The sequence below is a fragment of the Helicobacter cinaedi PAGU611 genome (assembly GCF_000284635.1).
Classification (GTDB): Bacteria; Campylobacterota; Campylobacteria; order Campylobacterales; family Helicobacteraceae; genus Helicobacter_C; species Helicobacter_C cinaedi.
On the sequence record NC_017761.1, the window covers coordinates 1,797,825 to 1,824,670 of the forward strand.

Annotated in this window: 25 protein-coding genes, 1 tRNA gene and 1 pseudogene; 11 read left to right on the forward strand and 16 right to left on the reverse strand. The window is 40.1% G+C overall.

Annotated elements, in window-relative coordinates:
* Window positions 1–10 precede the first annotated feature (10 nt).
* On the forward strand, window positions 11–349 hold the full coding sequence (locus HCN_RS09115) for a 6TM ABC transporter family protein (RefSeq protein ID WP_014667317.1): 339 nt from the start codon (window positions 11–13) through the stop codon (window positions 347–349).
* Here the strand turns inward: HCN_RS09115 and HCN_RS09120 are convergent.
* The 3 genes and pseudogenes from HCN_RS09120 to HCN_RS12435 all read right to left on the reverse strand — a co-directional run.
* Window positions 330–990: pseudogene (locus tag HCN_RS09120) on the reverse strand (tRNA-guanine transglycosylase); the annotation flags it as partial. The gene HCN_RS09115 and the pseudogene HCN_RS09120 overlap by 20 nt on opposite strands.
* A complete protein-coding gene (locus tag HCN_RS09125; RefSeq protein ID WP_014667319.1) occupies window positions 987–6,389 on the reverse strand; it encodes a S6 family peptidase in 5,403 nt (1,800 codons plus the stop codon). The pseudogene HCN_RS09120 and the gene HCN_RS09125, both read right to left, overlap by 4 nt.
* Window positions 6,390–6,574: 185 nt before the next feature.
* Window positions 6,575–6,700: a hypothetical protein gene (locus HCN_RS12435; protein ID WP_023948015.1), complete on the reverse strand. Its 126-nt coding sequence runs from the start codon at window positions 6,698–6,700 to the stop codon at window positions 6,575–6,577.
* Window positions 6,701–7,156: 456 nt separating this feature from the next.
* Between HCN_RS12435 and HCN_RS09135 the strand changes: the two genes are divergently transcribed.
* From HCN_RS09135 to HCN_RS09170, 8 genes are all read left to right on the forward strand, one after another.
* Window positions 7,157–7,471, forward strand: coding sequence for a hypothetical protein (locus HCN_RS09135; protein WP_014667320.1), 315 nt, complete (start codon window positions 7,157–7,159; stop codon window positions 7,469–7,471).
* A gap of 9 nt (window positions 7,472–7,480) precedes the next feature.
* Window positions 7,481–7,681: a copper ion binding protein gene (locus HCN_RS09140; protein WP_014667316.1), complete on the forward strand. Its 201-nt coding sequence runs from the start codon at window positions 7,481–7,483 to the stop codon at window positions 7,679–7,681.
* A 19-nt stretch (window positions 7,682–7,700) separates the two neighbouring features.
* Window positions 7,701–9,428, forward strand: a complete 1,728-nt coding sequence (locus HCN_RS09145; RefSeq protein ID WP_014667321.1) for an ABC transporter ATP-binding protein — start codon at window positions 7,701–7,703, stop codon at window positions 9,426–9,428.
* Between the two features lie 210 nt (window positions 9,429–9,638).
* Window positions 9,639–10,409 (forward strand): fumarate reductase cytochrome b subunit, encoded by a 771-nt coding sequence (locus HCN_RS09150; RefSeq protein ID WP_002955794.1) that lies wholly within the window; start codon window positions 9,639–9,641, stop codon window positions 10,407–10,409.
* Complete coding sequence (locus HCN_RS09155) at window positions 10,410–12,386, forward strand: fumarate reductase flavoprotein subunit (protein ID WP_014667322.1); 1,977 nt, start codon at window positions 10,410–10,412, stop codon at window positions 12,384–12,386.
* Window positions 12,386–13,129: a fumarate reductase iron-sulfur subunit gene (locus HCN_RS09160; protein WP_002955796.1), complete on the forward strand. Its 744-nt coding sequence runs from the start codon at window positions 12,386–12,388 to the stop codon at window positions 13,127–13,129. The genes HCN_RS09155 and HCN_RS09160 overlap by 1 nt, the downstream gene beginning before the upstream one ends.
* Before the next feature lie 53 nt (window positions 13,130–13,182).
* Window positions 13,183–14,745: a phospholipase D family protein gene (locus HCN_RS09165; RefSeq protein ID WP_014667323.1), complete on the forward strand. Its 1,563-nt coding sequence runs from the start codon at window positions 13,183–13,185 to the stop codon at window positions 14,743–14,745.
* Window positions 14,746–14,938: 193 nt separating this feature from the next.
* Window positions 14,939–15,307, forward strand: a complete 369-nt coding sequence (locus HCN_RS09170) for a hypothetical protein (protein WP_014667324.1) — start codon at window positions 14,939–14,941, stop codon at window positions 15,305–15,307.
* Window positions 15,308–15,863: 556 nt separating this feature from the next.
* On the opposite strand, the gene HCN_RS09175 is transcribed toward HCN_RS09170, so the two are convergent.
* The 6 genes from HCN_RS09175 to HCN_RS09200 all read right to left on the reverse strand — a co-directional run bounded on the left by HCN_RS09175 (window position 15,864) and on the right by HCN_RS09200 (window position 21,173).
* The gene (locus tag HCN_RS09175; protein ID WP_002955800.1) at window positions 15,864–16,085 is read right to left on the reverse strand and encodes a YdcH family protein; all 222 of its coding nucleotides are present in this window, start codon (window positions 16,083–16,085) and stop codon (window positions 15,864–15,866) included.
* 112 nt (window positions 16,086–16,197) lie between these two features.
* Complete coding sequence (gene argJ / locus HCN_RS09180; RefSeq protein ID WP_014667613.1) at window positions 16,198–17,409, reverse strand: bifunctional glutamate N-acetyltransferase/amino-acid acetyltransferase ArgJ; 1,212 nt, start codon at window positions 17,407–17,409, stop codon at window positions 16,198–16,200.
* Entirely contained in the window at window positions 17,402–18,529 is a 1,128-nt protein-coding gene (locus tag HCN_RS09185) for a potassium channel family protein (RefSeq protein WP_002955802.1), read from the reverse strand. The genes argJ and HCN_RS09185 overlap by 8 nt, the downstream gene beginning before the upstream one ends.
* A gap of 20 nt (window positions 18,530–18,549) precedes the next feature.
* Window positions 18,550–18,738: a 50S ribosomal protein L28 gene (rpmB, locus tag HCN_RS09190; protein ID WP_002955803.1), complete on the reverse strand. Its 189-nt coding sequence runs from the start codon at window positions 18,736–18,738 to the stop codon at window positions 18,550–18,552.
* Between the two features lie 65 nt (window positions 18,739–18,803).
* Window positions 18,804–19,787 (reverse strand): HlyD family secretion protein, encoded by a 984-nt coding sequence (locus tag HCN_RS09195; RefSeq protein ID WP_014667325.1) that lies wholly within the window; start codon window positions 19,785–19,787, stop codon window positions 18,804–18,806.
* A 9-nt stretch (window positions 19,788–19,796) separates the two neighbouring features.
* Entirely contained in the window at window positions 19,797–21,173 is a 1,377-nt protein-coding gene (locus tag HCN_RS09200) for a TolC family protein (RefSeq protein WP_014667326.1), read from the reverse strand.
* A 110-nt stretch (window positions 21,174–21,283) separates the two neighbouring features.
* Between HCN_RS09200 and HCN_RS09205 the strand changes: the two genes are divergently transcribed.
* Window positions 21,284–22,144 (forward strand): TIGR02757 family protein, encoded by an 861-nt coding sequence (locus HCN_RS09205; RefSeq protein WP_014667327.1) that lies wholly within the window; start codon window positions 21,284–21,286, stop codon window positions 22,142–22,144.
* A gap of 1 nt (window position 22,145) precedes the next feature.
* Here the strand turns inward: HCN_RS09205 and HCN_RS09210 are convergent, their stop codons facing one another.
* Genes HCN_RS09210 through fabD form a run of 5 tightly spaced genes read right to left on the reverse strand, consistent with a single transcriptional unit; the run spans window position 22,146 to window position 25,211 of the window.
* On the reverse strand, window positions 22,146–22,571 hold the full coding sequence (locus HCN_RS09210) for a type II secretion system protein (protein ID WP_002955808.1): 426 nt from the start codon (window positions 22,569–22,571) through the stop codon (window positions 22,146–22,148).
* Window positions 22,558–23,043: a prepilin-type N-terminal cleavage/methylation domain-containing protein gene (locus HCN_RS09215; protein ID WP_002955809.1), complete on the reverse strand. Its 486-nt coding sequence runs from the start codon at window positions 23,041–23,043 to the stop codon at window positions 22,558–22,560. The genes HCN_RS09210 and HCN_RS09215 overlap by 14 nt, the downstream gene beginning before the upstream one ends.
* Window positions 23,040–23,573 (reverse strand): SixA phosphatase family protein, encoded by a 534-nt coding sequence (locus HCN_RS09220; protein ID WP_002955810.1) that lies wholly within the window; start codon window positions 23,571–23,573, stop codon window positions 23,040–23,042. Before HCN_RS09220 ends, HCN_RS09215 begins: the two co-directional genes overlap by 4 nt.
* Window positions 23,574–24,269, reverse strand: a complete 696-nt coding sequence (locus tag HCN_RS09225) for a 5'-methylthioadenosine/adenosylhomocysteine nucleosidase (RefSeq protein ID WP_002955812.1) — start codon at window positions 24,267–24,269, stop codon at window positions 23,574–23,576.
* Window positions 24,270–24,281: 12 nt separating this feature from the next.
* A complete protein-coding gene (gene fabD / locus HCN_RS09230) occupies window positions 24,282–25,211 on the reverse strand; it encodes an ACP S-malonyltransferase (RefSeq protein ID WP_014667329.1) in 930 nt (309 codons plus the stop codon).
* 193 nt (window positions 25,212–25,404) lie between these two features.
* On the opposite strand from fabD, the gene HCN_RS09235 reads away from it, so the two are divergent.
* Window positions 25,405–25,495, forward strand: a tRNA-Ser gene (locus HCN_RS09235).
* Window positions 25,496–25,544: 49 nt separating this feature from the next.
* Here HCN_RS09235 and HCN_RS09240 read toward each other — a convergent pair.
* Together HCN_RS09240 and rsmH are read right to left on the reverse strand one after the other, a co-directional pair.
* The gene (locus HCN_RS09240; protein ID WP_014667330.1) at window positions 25,545–25,910 is read right to left on the reverse strand and encodes a hypothetical protein; all 366 of its coding nucleotides are present in this window, start codon (window positions 25,908–25,910) and stop codon (window positions 25,545–25,547) included.
* Window positions 25,907–26,842: a 16S rRNA (cytosine(1402)-N(4))-methyltransferase RsmH gene (gene rsmH, locus HCN_RS09245; RefSeq protein WP_002955815.1), complete on the reverse strand. Its 936-nt coding sequence runs from the start codon at window positions 26,840–26,842 to the stop codon at window positions 25,907–25,909. Before rsmH ends, HCN_RS09240 begins: the two co-directional genes overlap by 4 nt.
* Between the last annotated feature and the right edge of the window lie 4 nt (window positions 26,843–26,846).

Here is a 26,846-nt window from a genome sequence, read left to right on the forward strand (position 1 = left end):
TTTAAGCTTTATGCGAACATTTTTTGACTTTTTTAAAAAATATCTTCCCTATATTCAAGGGCATACATTTTCATTTATCATCGCTATTAGTGCTTCACTTGTAGTTGCTGCCTGCACAGCGGGGATTGCCTATCTCATTGAGCCACTTTTAGATACCTTGCAGGGTAAAACGCCACGAGCTACGCCATTTTTTAGCTTTGAAGAATTAGCACAAGATGACAAGATGGCATTAGCTATGATGTTTATGATTATCGGCGTGTATTTTGGTAAATCTGTGGGGACATATATCCAAACATATTTTATGAATCTTATTGGGCAGGACATTGTGCGGCAACTCCGCCGATTATAAAGCCATCAAATCCCACTCCGCTGCATTCTATAGCCACTAAAAGTGCAGATTTTTCGTGCTTCCAAATCCACGCCCCCTTGAATAATGGCAAAGATATTGTTTGAAAGGTGAGATTCGCACCTAGTCGCGTGATATTCTAGCGATTCGCGCGCCCAAGCAATCGTGCGCTTAATCGAATCTGCAATGCGTTTTTGCTCCGCGGGGAGGCGGATTAAATCATCTAAAATCATCATAATGTCGCTATTTAGGTTATATTGAATGTCAAGCACCTTTTTGGGCGTGAAAAAATGAGTGCTTCCATCAATGTGGCTACGAAATTCTATGCCATTCTCGCGTGGTTTCCCGCCCAAGCTAAATGCTTGAAATCCGCCACTATCGGTTAAAAAGCTACCATTAAATCCGCTAAATCCGTGCAGTCCGCCAAGACTTCGCACGACTTCATCATTTGGACGCAAATACAAGTGATAAGTATTTGCCAAAATGATTTTCGCGCCAAGATTTTCTAAATCATTAAAATCTAGTGCTTGACACAGGCTTTAAGTCCCCACAGGCATAAATATAGGCGTTTGCACAATGCTATGAGATAGATTCATTTGCCCTGCACGAGCTTTATTATCGATAGATTTTAGTGTGAAAGTCAAAATTTATACCCAATCTTTATATCGCCTTTTGCACCGTAATTCGTGCCACTATCTAGCATTCCAGCGATTCCATATTGCAAGTATAGCGCGTCTGTTAGCTTGTGTGAGCCTATGAGATTGATTTCTGCGCTAAATCGTGGAGCAGATTCAAGGCTGTAGCCGATAAAATTCTGCGCTCCGCTTAAACTCATAAATACGCGCTCACCGCCACTATATGCCATATCTTTTAGCGTGAGTGCTAGACTATAAAAGCTCTCACTCATCACGGCATTATATTCCACGCCAAGCCCATAGGAAAAATTCACGCTATTATATGTTGCCTGCTTGTATTCATCGATTTCAAACGCACCATTGCGATTGTAGCCTAACGCCAAAACTACCACAGGTTTTAGCGCGTGGCTAATGGTATCATTTTGCGCTAAAATAAAGTTGTATTTATAATAGAGTGCGAAAAGCGTCCCAAATGCGGTATTTTTCGCGCTTTTAGATTCGATAGTTTTGCGATTATCGTTAATGCTAAAACTGATATTGCTTTGAATCTCGTGTCCGCCGTATTTTCCACCCTGCGAATCAAAAATGCTATGCAAATATAGCCCGATATTATAAAACATCGCGCTATCTGTCATATCGCCTGTGTATGCATTTGAGCCACCAAAGCCAAACATTGCACCAAGCAAAATATCGCTACTACCCGCATAAATAAGCCTATCATAGCCGATATTTGTCGCACCAAAGCCCATTTTGCTATCCCCACCGAAATATCCACCGCCCACATTTAGCCACACACTATTTGACAAGTCTAATTCGCGCTCACGCGCATAGCTAGGCATCGCATCGCTTCTAACTGCGCCTTGCATTAGGGATTGAATGCGATACATAGTGTCATTTTGCGCAAATCGCAAGTGCTTATTGCGCCCACTCTGTGCTAGGCGGACTTGCGAAATGCGTGTATTTATCGTTTGGTCATTTGAAAAGAGCAAATTGCGCGTTTGACGCGTTTTGTTGCCCTGTGCTATTTCATTTAAATCGCTATCAATAGTTTGAATCCGTTTATCTAGGACGCTGTAATTATCGGTGCGTGTGGCAGTATCGATGGCATCATCTTTGGGATTTGCCTGTATCAAAGCCTCCAAAATCTCACTGTATCGGCTTTGCTCGTGGGAAATGTTTTTGTTTAGCTCGGCAAAGGAATCTGGCGCAGATGCTAGGAATTTTACATAAAGCGTATTGCCGATAAATTTACTAACGACAAAGAAATCCGTATTCGTAAAATCTATGCGCTTATCCGTGCGATTGTCCGTGATTGTCCCACTATCGCCTGTGCTTATAAGTTTGTAATAAGTGCCATCCGTTTTTATGCTTGTATCGCCTTTTTTTACACTTGAATCTAGCTTAACTTGGACTTTTGCATTTTCGCTAAATGTGAGATTTTTATCAAATGTGAGTGTTTTAAATCTATCATCGCTTTTGGTAGAATCCTTACCGACATTTGAAAGTGTAAGCATTTGACTTATAGTAGAATCTACACTGATATTTTTTGCTGTGCTATTTTGCATATAAGTGGCATTTTCAAAAGTTACACGCGAATCGCCATTGCTTGAAAATGCCGTAGTGTTGCCAAAATCCCACGAATCAATCGTTAGATTCGCGTTATTGCTTAAAGTAATACCCTTCAAACTTTGCGCATTTGTAGTCGAATCTGCAAGATTTAGCGTTAGATTCGCGTTATAGACATTTAGATTTGTAACTTCTAATTTTGAAGTGCTATCAAGCGTAAGTGTGGTATTTCGCTTGTTATTGAAAGTCAAATCGCTTGTTTTTACGATACTTGCATTTTTTAGCTCGATATTTTCACCGATAAGATTACCATTAAGATTTGTAGTCCCGCCATCAAAGATAAATGCGTTTATGTTTGCCACTGCGCCATTTTCTTGCGTTAGAGTTAAACTACTCAAATTTGTCGCCGTGATTGTTTGCGCTGTAAGTGTTGAATTTGCGCCCAAATAAATTTCATTATGTGTCGAATCTAGTGTGATATTTTTTGCGTTTAAGCTAGGCTTCCCGCTTATATTGTCGTTTTTATTGCTATCGCTTTTATTTAAATCCACACTTGCGGTAATGGTATCTAACAAACTCTCCACGATTGAATCGCCACTCGCACTGATTTTGCCACTAAAATTCGCACTTGGCTTTAACTCGTCATTCTGAGCCGTAGGCGAAGAATCCACATTTTTACTACTTGGATTTTTCGCTTCGCTATCTTGCAATGGCAATGACGAAAGGATTATTTTGCTACCACCTTGTGCGTTTATATCAAAACTTTTATTGCCAAGCATTCCAATTTGTAGTGTAGATTTTTCGCCAATAACTTCGACATTTGCTTTGCCATTTGTATTTGTTCCTGTGAGTTTTGAATCTTTGTCAAGTGCCAAAATGCCGTCTTTGACATTGCTAAATACTATGTTTTTCGCGCTAATCTCGCTTTTGCCATCTAGCTGAATCTTTGCGTTTTCTAAACTTTCCGCTCTTAAATCGCCACTCAAAGTTAGCTTTGTATTATCGGTTTGTTTGCTATCACCCTGCAAATACACGCTATTTTTAAGCGTATTTGTTGTGCCATTAGTCGTTACTTCATTTGCGTTTGTATCTTTTAGTGTAAGGTTTTTTAGCGTTAGATTCGCGCCCTCAAAAAGCGAAACATTTGCACTTAAATCTTTGTTTGCGTCTGTAATGGTGGATTTAACGCCCACAATGTCGTAATTTTGCGTTTTATCAATATGTGCTGAATCTAGTTTGCTTAAATCTAAATTAGAGTTATCGAACCATAGCGATTCGGTAACTTTTAGCTTTTCGCTACTACCATTTTTAAAAATATTCGCTAAATTGCTATCGCTTACATTTTGCAATTTTAGCGTTTTGGTAGTTGCACTTGCACCATTCGCTAACACCACCGAATCCTTATCGGTCAAAGTCAAATAATCCGCCGTTAATTTCGCACCACCTTTCAAATCCAAACTTGCATTAAAATCCAAAATATGCGATTCTATCGTGCCACCTGTTGCGGTAATTGTGCCTTTGTAGTGTATAGTCTCATTTGCGATTTTTTGCATATCCGTGCTCAATGTCCCGCTTTCAACTTCTTGCTGATAGCTAAACCCGCTACCCGTTACATTTTTGCCATCTTTGTTGTCGATAAAATGTTTGACATTGCCACCAAACTTGATTGTTGAATTACCCGAAGCGTTGATATTTGATTCAAGTGTGGCATTGCGTCCTAGCGTAAGATTTGAGCTTTTTAAATCAATGCCATTGCCAAATTTAAAAGTGCGATTATCCCAATCGGGTTGATTTAGGGTTGACGGCTTGGATAAATCCATATAATCAGGCATAGGCTTTTTTGTGCCGTTTTCGGCAGTTTTGATTTTATCAATGATACTGCTATCGCTAATCGTAGCGTGAGTGGTTGCGTGTCCTTGTAATGCGATATTGCCGTTTGTAACTTCCATTTTGCCACTCGTATTTATGTTGCCATCAAAAATCAAACTCGCACTTTGAGATTCCCCCTCCCCTGCGGAGGGGGCTAGGGGGTGGGTAATATTTTGCACATTTTGCGTAGTGCGATTGCCACTATATTTTAAGTCGATATTCGCTTGTCCGCTATTTTGGGTGTTTGACCCACCCCCTTTATCCCCCTCCGCAGGGGATGGGGAAAGTGTAGAGTTGCCACTCGCAGGGGAGGGGGAAATTTCGCCGATACTTGCGTGGATTATGGTATCTTTTTTGGTTTGTGTTTTGTTGCCGCTCAAATCATACTCCAAGCCTTGAATCTCAAGCGTTGCCTTTGTCGCGCTAGTGATAGTTGCGCCACTATCATTTGCGGCTATGGTGTTAAGCACTAGCGAGTTGCCTGCCAAATCAAACTTACCTCCGCCCTTGCCAAAATAAAAGCCCATATTATTTGTGTTTTCTTGTTTGAGCGTGTAAGAATTCGCCGAAGTTGTGCCGTTTTTTATCGCGCCTAACGCCTGAGCCTTGTCCTTTACAAGCGCAAGTTCGCCCCGTCCGCTTGTAATGTAAATGTTGTCAAAAGCCTTTTTGTTGGTGTCTAGCGTAACCTTGCCCTCGCCGATTTTCAGCGTGCCTAAATTCTCGTTCGCATTGTTTTGCGTTGTGATGACAAGTTCGCCCTTGCCTATTTTATGGAGAGAATCGCCTTTTTGTGTCCCCAAAGCCCATTCTACCTTAACTTTTTCGCCTATATCAAGCCCAGAGCCTTTGAAGTAATAATTTCCTGCATTTGTGAAAGTGTATTTTGTAGGATTTGTGCTACTCGCACCACTTGAAGCCTCAAAAACAAAGCCCCCAGCGTAACCGCTTGTATTTCGGTAAATGTTGGCTTGCACTTCAATCGTTCCGCCACCACTGAAAATTATGTCTTTGTTGTTTTGTAAAGTATGAGAGTCTTTTGGTGTATCGCCCCTTGCACCATACTCCAAAGTAGTGTTGTTGAGTATCCATTTGATTGCGTTTGGCTCTGTCATTTTTAAGTTGATGTTTTGCTCGAAATTCTTTTGATAATCTTGCAAATCCTTGTTTGAAACGGCAGAAATATAAGCCCTATTTAGCCCATCTTGTGATTGTGAAGTAACGCCCAGCAAAACCCATTTGTTATTTGTCTTGTCATAAGCGTAAATTCCACTCCCACTATCTCCGCTTGTAATGCGGTTGTTAAAATTTGAATTTGGAATATAATTAAAATACATACCATAGACATCTCTATTAGAGCAACCATCCTCACTAGGACAATGCACAAGTTTTTCATAAGCTATGCTATCTTGTTTTAGTGTGCCAAAGCCCCCGCCCTTTGTCTCGCCGTTTTCTATTCGGTCAATCTTTGTATTTGTGTTGCCTCTTAAAGTGATGATACCTGAACCAGCTTGATAAAGATAAACATTGTCCTCATTATCTTTTGCAAGATTATTAATTAAGGTTTTAAAACTCTCTATATTTTTGCTTTCTTGTGTAGGGTTTTTGCTTTCGATAGAGTTTTCAAAATCAAGCATATCCACTTGCCCTTCAACGACATATTTGTCAAAGCGAGTAAATTTTTCGTCTCTACCATAAGGCCTTGAAATACCAGTGCCACCGCTTGTATCAGCGATTTTATAAGTGCTTAAATCAAATGTGCGGTAAGTGCCGAGTGTATCATAACTAGGCGTGAAATTTACCACATGATTAGCCGTAACCGCAAATCCACGCCCTACCGCCGCAAGATTGCCGTTATTGCTTGAAGCGGAGAAGTTTGGGGTTTGTGGGATTGTAAATTCCGTGCCGTCTTTGCCCGTTATCGTGGTACTACCATTGCCACTAAATGCACCTTTATTTTGCCCAAAGTCCAAATAATCCCTATAATAAAAATTGCTTATATTTATACTTTGCGCCTGTGCAATAACTGCGATAAATAGCACACTATAAGCGAATCTACGCAAACACACTAATAGGAGGGGGGCAACACACACACTACAACCTTGCTATCATCGTAAATCTCAAAATAAACGCAACCATTTTGCAAATCCTAAAAACCCTACGCCGCCGTTTTGACTACAAACCATACCATTAGCCCTGCAAACGCCGCAAGTGCCACAATCGGCGCAGATAGTGGGATTTTGTATAAGTCAATAGTCTTTTCTACTCGCACTTTTTTGTTCATAAAATTGCCTTGCCTTAAATTTTTGGGTGCATTGTAGCAAAAAATGATTGAAAAAGCGTTAATTTTTGCAAATCTAAAATGCTTACCATTGCGAGATAAATCGCAGATTTGGCGTGGCAATCCAAAATCTTTTTGTCATTACTTGAGCGAGTGAAACGAAGCAAAGAATCTAAAAAGAATCGTCATTGCGAAAATCTAGACTTTTGTCAAAAAGGCTAGATTCGTGGCAATCCAAATCACGCAAATCTATCTTTTAAATTCTCGTGTTTTGGATACTTCGCGCTGTCGCGCCCAGTATGACGAAATGAACATAAATAATCGTCATTGCGAGATTTTGTGATTCGCAAAATCGTGACAATCCAAAAAAAAATCCAAGATTCATGGCATTAAAATCGCAACGAATCGCTATTGCAATTTTTATAATGACGAAATTTTTTATTTTTAGATTAGCCTATAATGCGACACTCTATCCCATTACAGATTCACAAAATATCAGCGGATATTATTAACTATAATGAAAACACAATAAGTATTTACAACGCTTATGCCCTTGCTAGAGCAAGTATTGTAAATATAAAACAGAATCTTGTTTTTGCTTTTTGCTATAATATCGCTTTTATTCCTTTGGCAATGGGTGTGCTTGGGGGATTTGATATTTTTTTACACCCTATGTTTTGTGCTTTTGCGATGAGCCTATCAAGCCTTAGCGTAGTAGCAAATGCAGCAAGACTAAAAAACTTTAAATGTATAGAATCTCAAAATAGAATCTAAGGAGCAAAAATGAGATTGGAGCTAAATGTGAGTGGAATGCGTTGTGGTAAATGCGTAGATAAGATTGAAAAATTTGTAGGCGAGATTGAAGGTATTAGCCTTGTTGATGTGAATTTGCAAGATTCTAAGGTTATAGTAGAGTTTGAATCTCCAGCTACACAAGAGCTTATCACGGAGGCTATTCTTGATGCAGGGTTTGAAGTAGAATAGGTAAGGGATTTTAAGCTTTATGCGAACATTTTTTGACTTTTTTAAAAAATATCTTCCCTATATTCAAGGGCATACATTTTCATTTATCATCGCTATTAGTGCTTCACTTGTAGTTGCTGCCTGCACAGCGGGGATTGCCTATCTCATTGAGCCACTTTTAGATACCTTGCAGGGTAAAACGCCACGAGCTACGCCATTTTTTAGCTTTGAAGAATTAGCACAAGATGACAAGATGGCATTAGCTATGATGTTTATGATTATCGGCGTGTATTTTGGTAAATCTGTGGGGACATATATCCAAACATATTTTATGAATCTTATTGGGCAGGACATTGTGCGGCAACTCCGCGATAGAATGCTAGATCATATGCTTTCACTTGAAATGGCGTTTTTTAATAAAATGCGTGGAGGGGAATTGATTGCTAGAATCACAAATGATATTGGGCTTATCCGCTCGGCTGTATCAAACTACATCACAGAATTTGTGCGTGAAGGTATAAGTATTATTGGGCTTGTTGTGATTGTGATTTATCAAAGTCCAAAGTATGCGCTCATTGGGCTTGTCATTATGCCACTAGCCATTATACCGCTTAGTCTTATCATCAAAAAGCTCAAAAAATACTCACGCAATATCCAAGAAAAAAATGCGGATATTACTTCAAAACTCAATGAAATTTTTAATAATGTAGAAGTTATTAAGGCAAGTAATGGTGAAAAGCTAGAGTATGAAAATTTTAAATCACAAAATCTGCATTTTCTTAAAATCAGTATGAAAGCTGTGCGTGTGGGGGAGCTAAGCACACCTCTAATGGAGCTTTTAGGTGCGATAATGCTAGGCTGTGTGCTGTATATGGCAATCGTTGATATTTCACAAGGAGAGCTAAGTGCGGCACAATTCTCATCATTTGTGGGGGCGTTATTTCTTATTTTTACACCTTTTAAACGCCTTGTCAATCTCTATACACAAATGCAAATTGCTATTGTCGCAAGTGATAGAATCTTTGAAATCCTTAATCAAAAACAACAGATAAAAGATGGGGATTTGGTGCTACAAGCCCCCATTCATAGTATTGATTTTAACAATGTGCATTTTCACTATAATGAAGAAACTCACGCCCTAAAAGGTGTGAATCTTAACTTTAGAAAAAATAAAATCACTGCACTTGTAGGAAAAAGTGGCAGTGGCAAAAGCTCAATTATCAATCTCATTTTGCGACTTTATGAAGCAAATGAAGGGCTTATCACCCTTAACAATCGCGATATTAAAGACTATACGCAAAAAAGTGTCCGTGATAATATGGCGGTGGTAACGCAAAGAATTTTCATATTCCACGATAGCATTATTCACAATGTCGCCTATGGAAGCAAGATAGATGAAAAAAAGGCTATTGAAGCACTCAAATACGCACACGCTTGGGATTTTGTAAGCCAAATGCCAGAAGGGATACATACAATCCTTGATGAATTTGGCACAAATCTTAGCGGAGGGCAACGCCAGAGAATCGCTATTGCTAGGGCGATTTATAAGAATCCTGAAGTTTTAATTTTTGATGAGGCGACTTCTGCACTTGATTCACAAACTGAAGAGGCAATAAAAGAGAGTATAGAACAACTAAGGCAGGACAAAATTATTATTATCATCGCTCATCGTCCAAGCACCATAGAGCTTGCTGATGAAGTCTTCCATCTCAAAGAAGGTAAGATTATCAAAACAGAAACTCGCTCGTTGCAATCTTTTAGAACATAACAAAATATAGAATCTTGCTTTAATTTGCTACTTTCCAGCATTAGCTTAGAAACTTTAGTCCTCTTAAAATAAAATAAAAAAACTTTAATCTATATTTTTCTATAATACGACCTAGCCTTTTAAAAGCCACAAGAATCTTAGTATTTGGAATCTTTAATGTTAGGATTCTTGCTATGAGCTTGATAGGTCAAACTACACATAGGAGGATTTATGCGAGAGGATAAAGTGATTGAGAGTTACACAGGCGTAACGCCTCAAAGGAAAAAAAGTAAAATCCCAGCTAAGCTTGATTTTTGGCAGAGTGCAACAGGGCTGTTTTTGGGGCTATTTATGTTGGCTCACTTGCTCTTTGTAGCAAGCATTTTAATCAGCAAAGAGGCGATGTATAAGGTTACAAAGTTCTTTGAAGGGAGTTTTATTTTTGGTGAAGCAGGAGAGCCAAGGATTGTTTCAGCGATTGTTGTGATTGTCATCATCGCCCTTGTTGTTCACGCGTTTTTGGCGATGAGAAAATTTCCCATTAACTACAAGCAATTCTTGGCACTTCGCGTCCATAAAGACTTGATGAAGCACGGAGATACGACATATTGGGCAATTCAAGCTGTTACAGGCTTTGCTATTTTCTTCCTTGCTATGCCACATGTTTTCATTATGCTTACCCAGCCAGAAAACATCGGTCCTAGTGCGTCTTCATACAGATTCTATCATCAAGACTTCTATATCCTTTATGCACTTTTACTTTTCGCAGTGGAATTCCACGGATCTATCGGGCTTTATAGGCTTTGCATTAAGTGGGGTTGGTTTGAAGGCTTAGGTATTAAGACTTTAAGAGCCATTAAACTCGCACTCACAGCCTTTTGTCTTGTGCTTGGTATCGCATCTTATATTGCCTATATGCAAATTGGACACGGACTAGATTCTAATAAAAGCATACAAGAATACAGAATGCTAGATGAACACACACAAGGGAAAGGAGCGTAAATGAAAGTAGTATATAGTGATGCGTTAATTATTGGGGGCGGATTAGCAGGGCTTAGGGCTTCTATTGCGGCAAAAGAGGCAGGATTAAATACTATTGTGTTAAGTCTTGTTCCGGTTAAAAGAAGTCACTCGGCAGCAGCTCAAGGTGGTATGCAAGCAAGTCTTGGAAACTCCGTAAAGAGTGATGGCGATAATGAGGACTTACACTTTGCTGACACAGTAAAGGGAAGCGATTGGGGTTGTGATCAAGATGTAGCAAGAATGTTTGTTACCACCGCTCCAAAAGCAATCAGGGAGTTAGCAGGATTTGGTGTGCCTTGGACTAGAATCCAAAAAGGCGATCGCCCAGCAGTTATCAATGGTGAAAAAGTAACAATCACAGAAGATGACTTCCGCCACGGCTATATCCATTCACGCGACTTTGGTGGCACAAAAAAATGGCGAACTTGCTATACTGCCGATGCGACAGGGCATACTATGCTGTATGCGGTGGCAAATGAAGCTTATAAGCTTGGTGTGGATATACAAGATAGAAAAGAGGCTATTTCTATCATTCATCAAGATGGCAAGTGCTATGGTGCGGTTGTGCGTGATTTGGTAACAGGTGAGCTTATAGCCTATGTGTCTAAAGGCACATTACTTGCCACGGGTGGCTACGGCAGGGTGTATAGAAATACGACAAATGCGGTAATTTGTGAGGGTATTGGTGCAGCTATTGCAATGGAGACAGGTATTGCAAAACTTGGCAATATGGAAGCTGTGCAGTTTCACCCAACGCCACTTGTGCCTAGTGGAATCTTGCTTACAGAAGGTTGTAGGGGTGATGGTGGAATCTTGCGTGATGTTGATGGCTATCGCTTTATGCCCGATTATGAACCAGAGAAAAAGGAACTTGCAAGCCGTGATGTTGTATCTCGTAGAATGCTTGAGCATATCCGCAATGGTAAGGGTGTAAAATCACCTTATGGTGATCACTTGTGGCTTGATATTTCAATCCTTGGTCGTGCTCATGTTGAGCGAAACTTGCGTGATGTGCAAGATATTTGTAAAACATTTGCGGGAATTGATCCTGCCACACCGGGTGTTTGGGCACCTGTGCGACCAATGCAACATTATTCTATGGGTGGCGTCCGCACAAACTACAAGGGCGAAACTTACCTTAAAGGACTATTTGCCGCAGGTGAAGTAGCGTGTTGGGATTTACACGGATTAGACAGGCTTGGTGGAAACTCTGTCAGTGAAGCGGTGGTATCAGGTATGATTATCGGTGGGTACTTCACAGAGCATTGTCAAGGGGCAAATCTTGATGTGCAAACTACTACATTAGAAAAATTTGTCAAAAAAGAGGAAGAATATCTTGCAGCATTGCTTAATAGCACGGGCAATGAAGATGTCTATGAGCTTAAAAATGCAATGAAAGACATTATGGATAATGATGTGGGAATCTTCCGCGATGGTGATGGACTAAGAGAAGCAGTTGATAAGCTTGAAGAGCTATATAAACGCAGTAAAAATATCCGTGTGCAGAATAAAAAGCTCCATAGCAACCCAGAGCTTGAAGATGCCTACCGCACACCAAAAATGCTTAAAATTGCATTATGCGTAGCAAAAGGTGCACTTGATAGGACAGAATCTCGTGGAGCACATACACGCGAAGACTACCCAAAACGCGATGATGCAAATTGGCTAAAACGCACACTTACAAGCTGGGAAGATCCAAACCAAACATTACCAACGGTAACTTATGAAGATTTGGATATTATGAAAATGGAGATTGCTCCGGGATTCCGCGGATATGGTGCTAAGGGTATGATTATAGAACATCCAAATAGTGCTATAAGACAAGCTGAGATTGATAAAATCACACAAGAGATTCAGGCTAAAGGTGGCGATAGATATGCCCTACAAGAAGCTCTTATGCCTTTCAATCTCCAGCCACAATACAAAGCAAGAAATCAACGACTAGGAGATAAGTAATGAGTGCAACACAACAAAAAGGAAGGACATTAACTATTAGGGCGTTGAAGTTTGACCCACAAAGTGCGGTTTCTAAACCTCATTTTAGGGAATATCAAGTGGAGGAAGCTCACTCTATGACGGTTTTTATCGCCCTTGGTATGATTAGAGAGCAACAAGACCCGGATTTGAGCTTTGACTTTGTATGTCGTGCTGGAATCTGCGGAAGCTGTGCGATGATGATTAATGGGCGTCCGCGTTTGGCGTGTAAGACGCTCACACAAGACTTCCCTGATGGCGTTATCACACTTATGCCACTCCCTGCATTTAAGCTTATTAAAGATTTGAGTGTAAATACAGGCGATTGGTTTGCAGGAATGACAAAGCGAGTTGAAAGCTGGATTCACACACAACACAAGCCTGATATTTCAAAGCTTGAAATGCCCATAGAGCCTGAAGTGGCTGATGAAGTTTTCGAGCTTGATAGATGTATTGAGTGTGGGTGCTGTATTGCAAGTTGTGCTACAAAGGTTATGCGTGATGACTTTGTAGGTGCTGCGGGAATGAATAGAATCGTGCGATTTATGATTGATCCACACGATGAACGCACTGATGAGGATTATTATGAGCTTGTGGGAAATGATGATGGTGTGTTTGGCTGTATGAGCCTTATAGCTTGCCACGATACTTGCCCCAAAGAGCTACCGCTCCAAAGTAAAATCGCTTATTTACGCCGAAAAATGGTAAGTGTAGGTATGAAATAATCCTTATCTGTCCCCCTAAAATACGGGGGGAGGATAGATTCTAAAGAAAGTCTATGCAGTTTATTCAATCTTTTTTCTTTTCATCGACAAACTTCGCTCTCATCGCACTTGTATGCCTTTTTATTTTTGCTGGTTGCTCCTCTATTGTAGCATCCACCAAAGATATTAAAGACTCCCGAGCCTTGCAGTCAAATCCTACTCCGACCTTTGATCCCTTGCAAACACAACTTGCTAAAGCCTATAAAGAACAGCTCAGTCAAAATCCAAATCTCACAGCAGCTGTGCTTGTAAGCGATGGGATAGATGCATTTTTGAATCGTGCCTATTTGGCTAGAAACGCCCAAAAAACATTAATTTTGCAAACCTATATCTACAAAAATGACATCGCTTCACGCATTCTTATGCACGAGGTGTGGTTGGCTGCCCAGCGGGGTGTGATTGTTAAAATGCTGATTGATGATAATGGGCTAGATTCTGATTTATCGGATATTATCGCTCTAGATTCTCACCCAAATATTGAAGTTAAGATTTTTAATCCCTATAAAAATCGCTCACACATTTTACGCTATCCGGAGATGGTGTTTGACTTTAATCGCATAAATCATCGTATGCACAATAAGCTTTTTATTGCCGATGATATAGCGCTCATTATAGGCGGACGCAATATTGCAGATAACTACTTTGATCAAAACAATAATGTCAATTTTGTGGATACAGATGTGCTGTTTGTTGGCAAAGTTGCTAAAGATGCACGAGATAGCTTCTACACTTATTGGGATTTTCACCGCTCTATCCCTGTGGCACTTCTGCCGCTAAAATCGTCCCTTAAAAAATTCAAAGCCTCCATTGAAAAGCTCAAAGCCAACCCGGAATGGGAGCACTACGAGCGTGAGATAACTACTTTAAGCCAAAAGTATGAGAGAAAAGATTTTAAAGTCCATTGGGGTAATGCCAATTTTATTGCCGATAACCCACGCAAGATTGAAGATTCTTCACTCCCAAGTCCCATTGCCAACGCACTGGGTGAAATTCTTAATCACACATATAAAAATCTCTATATCTCCGCAGCTTACCTTGTGCCAAGCAAAGAGGGAATGAAACGCTTTGCGAAACTTGCTAATGATAATGTGGATATACATATTTTGACAAACTCTCTTGCCTCCACAGATTCTCTTGTCGTGTATGCGGCGTGGGAGCGATACCGCTCTAAGCTCATCAAAATGGGAGCAAAAGTCTATGAGTATCAATACCACGGCAAGGGCAAGTCTAAACTCCGTGATAAAATGTCAAAGTCTAAAGCCTCCCTGCATAGTAAAAGTATCGTTTTTGATGATAAAATTGCGTGGATAGGCAGCTTTAATCTTGACCCACGCTCGGCAAATCTCAATACAGAATCTGTGGTTGTCTTTGACAATCCAGAATTTGCCAAAGTTTTAAAAAATGATTTGGTAGAAGATATGCAAAGTGCGTGGCGCGTGTATTTGGAGGGGAAAAAAACACGCTGGGAAGGGGAACATAATGGCGCAAATGAGATTCTTAAACACCCGCCAGACACAGGTATATGGACAAGATTCTTAAAAACACTCTCTAAAATGCTCCCTGAAGATCAAATTTAACTTTAATTTTTAGAATCTCAATACCGAGATTCTAAAAATTACAACTCTTACTATCACTTTTCTTAACTTTCACTCACTTTTTTCGCCATTTTTCTTGAACTTAAGCTGTTTTTTTTGTTTAGAATGCCTACTTTATTTTTCTATATAAGGAGCTTTTGAATGAAAAAAATTACTTTTCATTGCGGGTATCAGTATGGCTGTTTTGGCTAATTTTGGATTAGCTGATGAGCAGAAAAACACTCAACAATCTAAAAATACATTTAAGGTTGATGAAGAAGAAGCTGTGAATATGAGCAAACAAGATTGGATTAAATTGCGTAGCAGAATAAATGAGAATAAAGAATCTCATTTTCAAGCTGCCTTGCAACTTGATAGCGCAGAAGAGAGAAAGTTTCATCGTGAAGCCGCTAAAAACCTTGATGAGCTAAAAAAGAAAATAGATCATCGCCGTTGGATTGAAAAAGAAGGTGGCTGGGGTATTCCAGCACAAGTGGATTTGCCTTTGGTAACCTTAATGGACTTTGATGGAGTTCAAGGGAACGAAGGGACTTTTATTATGTAAGCTGGCTTTCGTGGAGGTATCAGTAAAAGACAATTCCACCCAAATTTAGAATTTCGTGCCCTTACAGGTGTAGGTTACGCATATAGTGAAGCAGGACACTCAGCTTATTTCCCCTTTGCTCTTGAAGTGGGCTGGGCTGATAAGTATAGAAGACACTCTCGCTTTCTTGCAGGTGTAAGTTATGAGTATTCTACAGACTTTGGAAAGACAGAAGTGTATCTTGGTATTGCACCATTGACGATCATTGGACACTTCGTGTAAGTTATGGATTAAGTGGCGGTATGAAACTTGATGCTCCAGCTATTTCAGGCAACAAAATTACCACTCAAAAAGCAATGATTGATGCAAACAGCTTTTATAGTGTCGGTATGGTGTTTGTATATTAAAACTAAACCCTTTTTTACAGATTCTTGCCCACTTTTACATTGGGCAGGACTTATCTCTCACTCCCTGTGCCTTCTTAAGCCTTAACACCGAAAGCAACTCTATAGATAGATTTCTACCGACTAGACTGCTGTAAGAGTAGATTCTATTAAACATAGAATCTAAAGGGGCTTTAGTGAGATTTGCGATATTCCAAAATCATCGCATACGCCTCATCTTTAAGACGCAATTTTTGCTTTTTTAGTACCTCAAGCTCCATATCACTCATAAGCTCCTCGCCATTTTCAATCTTTTGAATCCTATCATCAAGCTCATTATGCTCATCAAAAATCTTAGCAAAATGTGCGTTGTTGGTCTTAAGTGCAGTTACCTCATCTCTATATTCGTGAAACATACTTAACTCCTTGTATGAAATAAAACCTTATTGTAAGATATTTTCGGTAATAACACCACGCTTTTACAAGAAATTTTAGGCGACTTTTGTAACCCCAAATCTCAATAAATCACTAGCTTCTATAATCAGCATTAATCTCCACATATCTATGTCCCAAGTCGCAACCATACGCTACAAAGCTCCCTTCCCCCATACCTAAATCACAAGTGATTTTAAAACTTTCTTGTTTCATCACTTCCGCCGCTTTTGCTTCCATTGCTTCATCAAAACAAATCTCGCCCCTATCAAAAACAACAACATCATCAAAAGCAATTTTCAATCGCTCCTGTGCTGAATCTACCCCACTAGCCCCAATCGTAGAGGCTATCCTGCCCCAATTTGGATCGCCCCCAAAAATAGCGGTTTTGACTAAAAGTGAGTTTGATAACGCCTTTGCAGCTTTCATCGCTTGAGCTTCATTCATCGCATTACACACTTCAAACGCCACTACATGTGTCGCTCCCTCGCCATCACGGACAATATCAAGGGCAAGTTTATGCATTACTATTTGCAACGCTTCCTTAAACGCATCTTTGTCATACACGCCACTATATCCATTTGCAAACAAAAATACAGAATCATTTGTGCTTGTATCGCCATCTACGCTAATGGCATTAAAACTTGTCTTAAGACATTCCCGCAATGCTTCTTTGGCGTGAGATTCTACAATCTTAGCATCAGTTGTGATAAAGCAGAGCATTGTCGCAAGGGAGGGCTGTATCATACCCGCCCCCTTTGCCATAGCCCCGATGTGAAACTCCCCTGAATCTAGTTTAACTTTTAAGGCTATTTCTTTACTAAAAGCATCAGTTGTGCGTATGGCATTAGCCGCTCTTGTGTGGGCGTCCTTGTCATTTTCAAAAGGCTTAAAAAGCTTAAAACTTGCCTTAATTTTCTCCTTTGGCAGATACTGCCCTATCACGCCTGTGCTTGACATAATGGGATTTTCAATAAAAGGAAATTCCTGCTTTAAAGATTCTAGAATCTCAACCACATCTTGCACCCCCCTTTGCCCCGTCATCGCATTGGCATTTTTGGTATTAATTAACACAAAATTGCTCTTTTTGCCCTGCACATATTGCTTAAAATGCGTAATGGGCGCAGCAGGAAAGCGATTATTAGTAAAGCTCACAATGGGTTGCAGTGGCTCTTTGCTATATAAAAAAGCAATATCTAATAAATCCTTTCCATTCTTATCCTTGCCCTTTAGTCCTGCACTCACGCCATCAGCATAGAATCCTTGTGGTGCATTCACACCACCATCAATAGGAAAAATCTCAAACATAATCCACCTCCCTTGGCTTTTGCTTTCTCATAATAAGTCGCTTCGTGGCACGGATATTTTCACTTGAGCCAATCACAAGCAGTTTGCACTCGCTTGAGACAATCGTATTGCCATTTGGCATACTGATATATGTGCCATCTTTTTGCGTTAGCCCTACAACTGATACATTTGTAACATCTCTAAAATGTGCTTCCTTAAGCTTTTTTAGCACAAGCCAAGAATAACGCGGCACAATAATCTCTTCTAAATCAAGGGGCGTATCACGGCGATATAAAAACTGCTCTAAAAGATTCTCCATATCCGGTCGCACTGCCATAGCCGAGATTCTCTGTGCCATAAGTTTAGAAGCTGAAATCACAGAATCACAGCCTAGTTTCTTAAGCTTCTTGCTCTCTTCTTGAGAATTAGCACTCGCGATAATATAATAGGGCTTTCTGCCTAGCTCCTCTTCAAAAAGTCTCGCACTCACCACCATTGTGATATTGTCCGCAGCATTCTTAGAAAAGCTCACTATCCCCTTGGCACTTGAAAGGTGGGATTTAAGCATAGCAATATGTGTATGTGGGTCATCAATGATGTAGTAAGGGTATTTATGCTTCTGTGCTTGAGCTTCAAAATCTTTAGAATTATCCACCACAACAAATGGAATATGGGCTTCCAAAAATTGCTGTGCGAGTTCTATGGTAAATTCATTGTGATAGCAAATCACATAGTGATTTTGCAAACGAGCGATTTTATACACCATTTTTTGCTCCTTGATTAAGCGGATAAGTGTGCCATTATTCACAACACTCATAATAAATGCCACGCTAAAGGTTACTACTCCCGCTCCACACACCATTAAAATAGCGGTAAAAAGAATAGTAATCGTGCCAAAATCTTTTTCCCCAAGTGAGCCAAAGCCGGTATTTGTAAAAGTATAAGAAGTTTGAAAAAATGCCTGCATTAAATCATAATCTTCTAAAATCAAATACCCTAAAGTGCCAAAAAGGAGAAAAAACTGAACGAGAATAAGCGGAAGTCTAAAAGGTTTGAGCTGCTCATACAGCTCACCTGCTAAAGAAATGTCTGGTTTTGGGTTGTTGCCCCAATGAAGAAATTTTTTAAGCTTTGCAAACAAGATAATTAAAGCTTAGAATCTTAAGAGTGTTTTTTGAGTGTCCGCAAAGTAGAAGCGGCAACCTTAACTCTAATGCTGCTGCCATCTTCAAGCTTCAAGCGAATGCTACGAAGATTAGGAAGGGAGCGTTTTTTTGTTTTGTTATTTGCGTGGCTTACATTGTTGCCAACCATTGGACCTTTGCCTGTGAAGAAACATTTTCTTGCCATAATAAAACCTTTTTGATGAAATAAGCTTGGGATTGTAGTCAAAATTACCCCAAAACTACCTTAAATTATTCAATAAGCACACTCATACCCACGCGTAAGCCTTCAATAGGGCTAACAGGATAGGCTTCAACTTCAAAGGTACGGACATCATAGCCCTTAGTTGCACTTGTCGCCCTCCAAGTCGCAAAATCGCCCATCACAGAGACAAACTCCACCTTAAACTCTGCCTCTTTTTCAAGGGCAGGAATATAAGCCTTAAAAGCTGTGCCTTTTGGAAAGTCTTTGAGCCGATACTCCGGCAGATGAAAAACAATCCACGCATCATTCATATCAATCATAAGCACAACGGGAAATCCGCTCGGTGCTAGCTCCCCCTGATGAAGCAAAACATTGCTTACCTCGCCATCAGCTGGAGCTATGGCTTGAGTGTCCTTAGCATAGCTCTCCACCTCGCTTACTTGCCCTGCTGCAGCATCTTCCTTGGCTTGGGCAGCGATTTTTGTCTCGTGCGTTGCGCCATCAAGGGCGATTTTATATTGCTGATAGGCTACATTCTCATTATGCTTAGCAGTTGTGTAGTTTGCATAGGCTTCATCGCGTCTTTGCTCACTGACAACGCCATCTTTATACAAAGATTCTAAACGCTCATAGGTGCTTTTGGCAAGATTTGCCATCGTTTTTGCCCCTTGCCACACATCTTTAGCTGATTGAATCGTCTCCACTCTCGCACCCTGCTTTGTTTCTGTGCTTAGGGCTTTGGCAGCTTGGTAACCAGCTTTTGCTTGTTCAAGCTTGGCTTCAAGCTCTGGAGAGTTGATCCCATATACCAAATCACCCTTTTTTAACATATCGCCTTTTTTGACAAAGATATTTTCAACTCGCCCTGCCACTTTTGAGCTTATGGCATATTCTCGCGCTTGGACTTGTGCGTAAATCTTATTTTCCTTTGGCTGATAGGCACGCACAAAACTCACAATCAGCCATAGCAAGAATCCTGCCACAATGACACCAAGCACGATAAGCTTTGCATTCATTTTGATAAATCTCATAGCACCCCCTTAGTTAAAAAATCCATAGAATCTATCCACCTCATCACTTAGACTTAAGAGTCTAGCAAGGGCGATAGCATAGTTATACGCCACACTTTGACGCTCAATAATGGCTAGAGCTAAAGCATTTTGAGCATCGCTCACATCAGCACTTGTGCTCATTCCTTGCAAAAACGCCTTTTGACGCAATTTTAGATTCTCATTTGCAAGTTCAATAGATGACTGCAAACTGAAATATTGCGATTTGAAAGACAGCACTTCATTATAGGTTTTCTCACATAAAGTTTTTAAATCTTTTGTGGCTTGAGATTTAGCAAGTTCAGCCTCAATGGAAGCGATCTTACTTGCTTGATACTTTTGGATTCTCCCTCCGGGCGTGATAAGCGACCACTTTGCGCCAACCCCTGCAAACCAATTTGGCATAGCCTTATCAAGCACCGAACTATTATCATTCATCATATAGCTACCAAATAGCCCAACTTCAGGCAAAAATGTAGAAAACTCAATGTGAGAGAGCTCTTTGGCGGATTTAATCTTATTATCCATAAGGCTTAGGGCAGGATAAACTTCAAGCGTTTTGTTAATAAAATACTCAACACTCTCCAGCCTCGTATCTTGCTTAATATCAATCTGTTTTACAAGCTCCAATCTCTCTTTAGATTCACGATTAAGCATAGCATTGAGTGCCATATTTGCGATAATGAGATTATCACTTGCTTTTTTGACATCAATGCTTGATTTATCATAATTCACTTGAGCTTGGAGTGTTTCTAGTCGTGCGACTTGCCCTTTACTTTGTAGCTTTTGTGCGTTTTGATAATGTGTCAAATGCCCGCTATTAGCAGATTCTAGAGTGTTTAGAATCTGATTGTTTAACACCACACCATAATACAATTTCACGCAATCTTCAAACAAACTTAGCTCTTTGAGTTTAAGGGCAAGATAGGAATCTTCAAGGGCGATTTGAGAGAGTTTATTAGCAAAATACCGCTTACCGCCCGTAAAAATGGGATATATGATATTAACAGCCCCAAAGATGACATTTTGATCTTGCAAGGTTACAGGCTGTCCTAAATGCTGTAATAGCGGAGCTAGAGCAGAATTCCCACCGATATTCCCACTAAGATTGCCAAGCTGGGATTGATTGACTAGGTGCATATTCATCGGATCTTGCAAACGCACATAATAAGCCCCAAGCGAGACTTGTGGGAGATAGAGCATTTTACTTGCGAGGTTGAGTTTTTCTTGCTTCTGCACGGCGTGTTGCGTGGATTTTAACCCATCATTGCTTTCTAAAACCTGCTTGTAAGCTGATTGCAATTCCAAATATTCCGCTTTTCCACTACTCGCTACGATACAAACAAGCAAGAATATCCATTGTTTCATTTATAAACCCTTTTTATAAGCCTTTAACACAAACTTGTTTGTGCTAGAATCAGGCGAGTATTCTAACGAAAATTAAATAACCACGAGATTCTAAATATAAAGCAGACACGATGACAAACAAGCAAAGACAAAAGATTCAAAAGCTCCTTGATACACAATACAGCTTAAGAAACACAGATGATGAGTTAAACCAAACTAGCCCCGATCCACTCCTTATAGCTAGAATCTACAAAGAAGATTCCCATTTTGCCGAAATAGCCTTGATATGTGCGTTATTATCTTATGGTAACGCAAAGATGATTGTAAAATTACTCCAAAGCCTTGATTTTGGGCTTTTAACGCGTGGAATTGATAGAATACAAAAGGCTAACTTTCCGCATTATAGATTCCAAACAAGCAAGGACATACAGAGGCTTTTTATGCTCGTTAAGATTTTACTTGAATCTAGCGGATTACTGCAATGCTTTATGCAAGGCTATGAATCCTACCCACACACAAAGAGTGAAAGTCAATGGAGCAAAAGCAATAATCCCAATCACGCTAAGATTCTAAGCGGAATCTATCACTGCATAGACACACTTTATCTTTTAGCCAAAACGCATAAAATCCCCATCACTCAAGGGCTAAGATTCTTGCTTGGCAGTTCCCATAGCACCTATTTAGCACAACATCACACCATTCCGCATAATGCCTCATGTCTCAAGCGGTGGAATATGCTCTTGCGTTGGCTTATACGCAAAGACAGGCTAGATGTCGGCACTTGGGCTTCACATCTGCAGTCTTCAAATCTCATTTTACCCCTTGATACGCATACTTTTAGAATCTGTGGGAAGTTAAGCATCTTGCAACGCAAAAGCTATGATTTATCCGCCGCACTTGAAGCGACTGATACTTTGGCACTTTTTAATCCTAAAGATCCCATAGCTTACGATTTTGCACTCTATCGCTTGGGGCAGAATGGAATCTTATAGGCTATTTATCTAAGATTCTATCGCTAAACTCCTTGCAAAGTGGTTGGGAGAGATTGCACGAAATAATGGGATTAAGGCTTAAATCACTTGGCTGAATGGAAAAGTAGAGAATTTGTGAATCTATGGTGGCTTTTAATGCGTTAGATTCTAAGCTAAAGCGGCAGGTTGGCGTAGAATCTAATGTAGCTGTTTGTAAAATCTGCCTTGCAATCTCAGGCTGAAAGGAATCTGATTGTATAAAGGCTTGAGTGTAATATTTACTCAAAGCATTTTGCGTAAAAGCAAGTTTAGCTTTAAGCCTTAGCACACATTGCTTATGGTGTAAATGCCCCATATATTTTATACCCACACCTGCGAGTATGCCTACAATAACAATCACGCAAAGCACTTCAAAGGCACTAAAAGCACTCCGCTTAGAATATCGCATTTGATGTGCTAAGGGGGATTTCTTTGCGTGTGGGGTGGCGTTTTAGGAGTTTTTCACAAAGTGGAGAATCTAGCTTTGGCTGGATAGAGAGAATAAGTTTGCCATTTTCCTGCATAATGCTTACGCAGTCATTTTCCATATCAACACTGCCATTTTTGGCAAGTTTTATGCTATTGCCTTGGGCTACCCAACGCGATGTGCTAAGCCCGGCTAATTCTAGAATCTTAGCTCCATCAATGCTATTTGGGGTAATATTTTGGCTAAAAACCTCTCTTTGCAGGGCATTAAGTGTGCTGATGATGTCATTTTCAACAGCAATAAGCTGGGCGTCCGATCTTGTAAGAGATAAGCGAGGCAGGGCAATGGCGGCTAAGATTCCAAGAATGATGATAACAAAGACAAGCTCCATCATACTAAAGGCTTTTCGCATTGCAAAGATTCTATGTGAATGGCGAGTTTGCGGCGTTTTCATTTTGTCTTAAAATTTTCAAGCACAAAAGGTGGGATAACAAAATCAATCACCCCACTTCCTTCAAAATCTTTTGCAAGACTTTTTGCACTCTGCTCTAAAACAAGGCGGATAAGCACACCCTTTGGCACAAAGGCATTAAAAGGTGGGGCGATATAAGTAGCAAAACTCTTTAAATCCGGTTGATGCCCGATGATAAGCACATTTTGAGCCTCCATAAAAGTTTTGTTTTGTGTGAGCTTCATATAGCCTTCAAGCCCACAATCAGGTGCAATATATTCACTTATCATAATGCAATTTTTAGGCAGAAACTTTTTCAAAGGCTTTAAAGTCTGCAATGTCCGCATAGCAGGGGAGCAAACAACAAGATCAAAGCTTAAATGCTCTAGGGCAAACTTTGCGATATGCTTACTTTGAATCTTGCCAAGTTTGCTAAGTGGGCGAAACAAATCGCTTTTATCTTTTTTGTTTGTTAGGCGATATTCTTCCCTGCTTATCGTATCTGCGTGTCGTAAAAGCGTGATAGTTTTCATCTATGCCTCCAATAAACTCTCGCACATTTTTAGCACAAACTCCGCACTTCGTTTAGCCGAACTCTCTAAAAACTCATCAAAACTCACATCGGCACTGCCATCGGCACTATCGCTAATGGAGCGTAAGACACAAAATGGCACTTGTAATAAATCACACACCACCGCCACAGAAGCCCCCTCCATTTCCACTGCGTCAGCCTTAAAATTTGAAATAATCCACTGCTTTTTCTCACTATCGGCAATAAACGCATCGCCTGATGCGATAATGCCCTGCTGTAAGTCAATACCTTGTGCTTTGGCTACTTGCTTGGCTAGGGCATTAAGATTCTTATCTGCCTCTATATAGACTTTACTTTCGGGTATAAAGCCTAGCGGATGTCCAAAGGCGGTAATATCCACATCGTGCTGACATAACTTCTCTGCAAGGAGCAAATCGCCCACTTTCAAATCCGCATTTAGCCCTCCAGCAACACCGCTAAAGATAATTTTCTCACATTGAAAATGCAAAATCATTGTGCTAACGGTAAGGGCGGCATGCACCTTGCCTATTTTGCTATACGCGATAAAAATTTTATGCACCCCTTTTGTGATTTCATAATAAGTATTGCCGCCCACCTGTATTTTCTTATGCTCTCCAAATTTTTCAAGTAAAGGCGTGATTTCTTCCACCATTGCTCCTATGATTCCAAGTCTCATTTGCCAATCTCCTTATGCTTTAATTGAATCTAGACATTCTTTTAATGTCGCAAGATTGCTTATATTCCAAGTTGGGCGGGAACTTAGACGCTTATTTAGCCCACGCAACACATTGCCATTACCAAACTCAATAAACACATCAATGTGATCATTTAGCTTTGCAATACTTTGCTTATAATACACAGGCTGTGTAAGTTGCTTCCCTAAAAGCTCTTTTGCTTGGGCTTTTGTGTTATATGTTTCGAGTGTGGCATTTGAAAGGATAGGTGTGCTTAAATTTTCTTTCAAGCTCTTATCCAAAATCTCCATAAATGGCACAACCGCAGATTCTAATAAAGGACAATGACTTGCCACAGACATCGGCAAAAGCAAAGCTCTTTTTGCCCCAAGAGCTTTGATGTCCGCTTCACTTGCAGCTAAGTCATCTTTACTTCCCGCTAGGACAATCTGCCCTTCGCCATTATAGTTCGCACACCAAATGCTTTTACCCTTATTTCGCGCTTCAGCACAAAAAGATTCTAATTTAGAATCTTCCACGCCCACAACGACTATCATACCGACATTTTTACCCTCACACGCCCTTGCCATAAGCTCACCTCTTTTTTGTGTGAGCTTAATACCTTGCGTGAAACTCATACCCTCACTTAGCACCACTGCACTCACTTCGCCCAAAGAATGTCCCAACGCCACGCTTGGCATAATGGGATATTCACTTTGTAAAATATTATGTGCCACTGCACTCACAAGAAAAATGGCAGGTTGCGTGTATTGCGTGAGATTAAGCTTATCATTTTCTTCAAATAAAAGCGATTTCATATCTAAGCTTAACGCATCGGAAGCTTGCTCAAAAAGCTCTTTTGCGATAGCAAAATTATCATAGAGTTCCTTACCCATACCCACACTTTGTGAGCCTTGACCGGGAAAAATAAAAGCATAATTCATCAAAATCCTTTGTGTAAATTGAGGGCTGATTGTAGCATTACTTTGCTTTATTTGTCTTTTGTGGCTCAAAAAGGAGATGAAAATATCAAAAATTTTACATTTTTTATAAGGATTCTAGAATCTGCAATGAAGTTAGGCTGTGTTAAGGGTAGTTTTATGAAATTTTTCTTAGAATGTCGTTCTTTTTTGACAAGGACAGGTGGGTGAGTTGGCTGAAACCACATCCCTGCTAAGGATGCATAGCCGCAAGGTTATCGAGGGTTCGAATCCCTCCCTGTCCGCCACTTGGCAGAATCTGCATTATCTCTTTTTAGCCTAGATTTTCTTACAGCTTTAAAACTCTTCTAAAATGATAAATTTATATCTCAAGCTCTCTAAATCGTGCTTTAATCGCTTATTTTCATCAAGCAACATATCGTGCTGGGTTTGTAAAAGGGCAATGTCCTTACTCAAATAATAAATGCTATTAGAAAGGTAAATCTTTGGCACACATACTACAAGCACCGCACACAAAATAAGCCCTGCTATTTTTAGCTCCCTTTTACCTAGCCCACTGCCCCGCGTCAAATCCGCAGAATCTGTGGATTCAAAAGATTCAAATAGCATATCCTTTTCTTCCTCGCTCACACGCATTTTTACAGAATCTGGCAGGATAGTATCATTAAGATTTATGGGCTTGTCTCTATTATAGTCATTCATATCTTTGCTCCTAGTTGAAAAATTCTTAGTTTCGCACTGCGGGAGCGTTTATTTTGAATAATTTCAGTTTCACTTGGCAAAATGGGCTTTTTAGTGAGAATGCTCCCTAAAGCATTATTATTCCCACACTCACATTTTAAGGCATTTTCTCCGCATTTACAGCTTTTTGCCCATTGCTTAAAAGTTTGTTTGATGATTCTATCTTCAAGTGAGTGAAAAGAGATAATAGCCACTTTGCAATCATACAACACACCATTTATAAAGGCAGATTCTATACTTTGAAGTAAAGTTTGTAGCTGTTCTAGCTCACCATTAACCTCAATGCGCAATGCTTGAAATGCCAAAGTCGCAGGGTGAATCCCACCAATGCGTGGAAAATGCCTTTCAATCAACTCACTTAACTCCAAAGCACTCTCAAATGGCTTTTTCTCACGGGTAGAAACAATAAGCTCTGTGAGTTTCTTGCTTTGCCGTATCTCGCCATAGATTCTAAAAATCTCTTCCAAACGCATTGCGGAATAGGTGTTTATAACCTTAGCAGCATTAAGATTCTGCGTAGAATCCATACGCATATCAAGGTTATTTGAAGTAAAGCTAAAGCCCCTGTGCTTATCATCAAGTTGCATAGAGCTTACCCCAATATCAGCCAAAATCCCTCTCACCCGTGCTAATTGCTCATTGCCAAGTGAATCTAGAGCGTTAGCAAAGGCACAATGCTGAATATGCAAGCGTGAAGCATAAGGGGCTAGACGCTGCTTTGCTAAAGACAGAGCACTTTCATCTCTATCAAAAGCATAGATATGTATGTTTGGGTTTTGCTCTAATAAACTAAGTGTATGTCCCCCATAACCCAAAGTGCAGTCAATAACCGCCCCACTCTCTAGATTCAGTGCTTCTAGCACTTCATTTTTTAAAACAGAAAAATGCTTCATATAG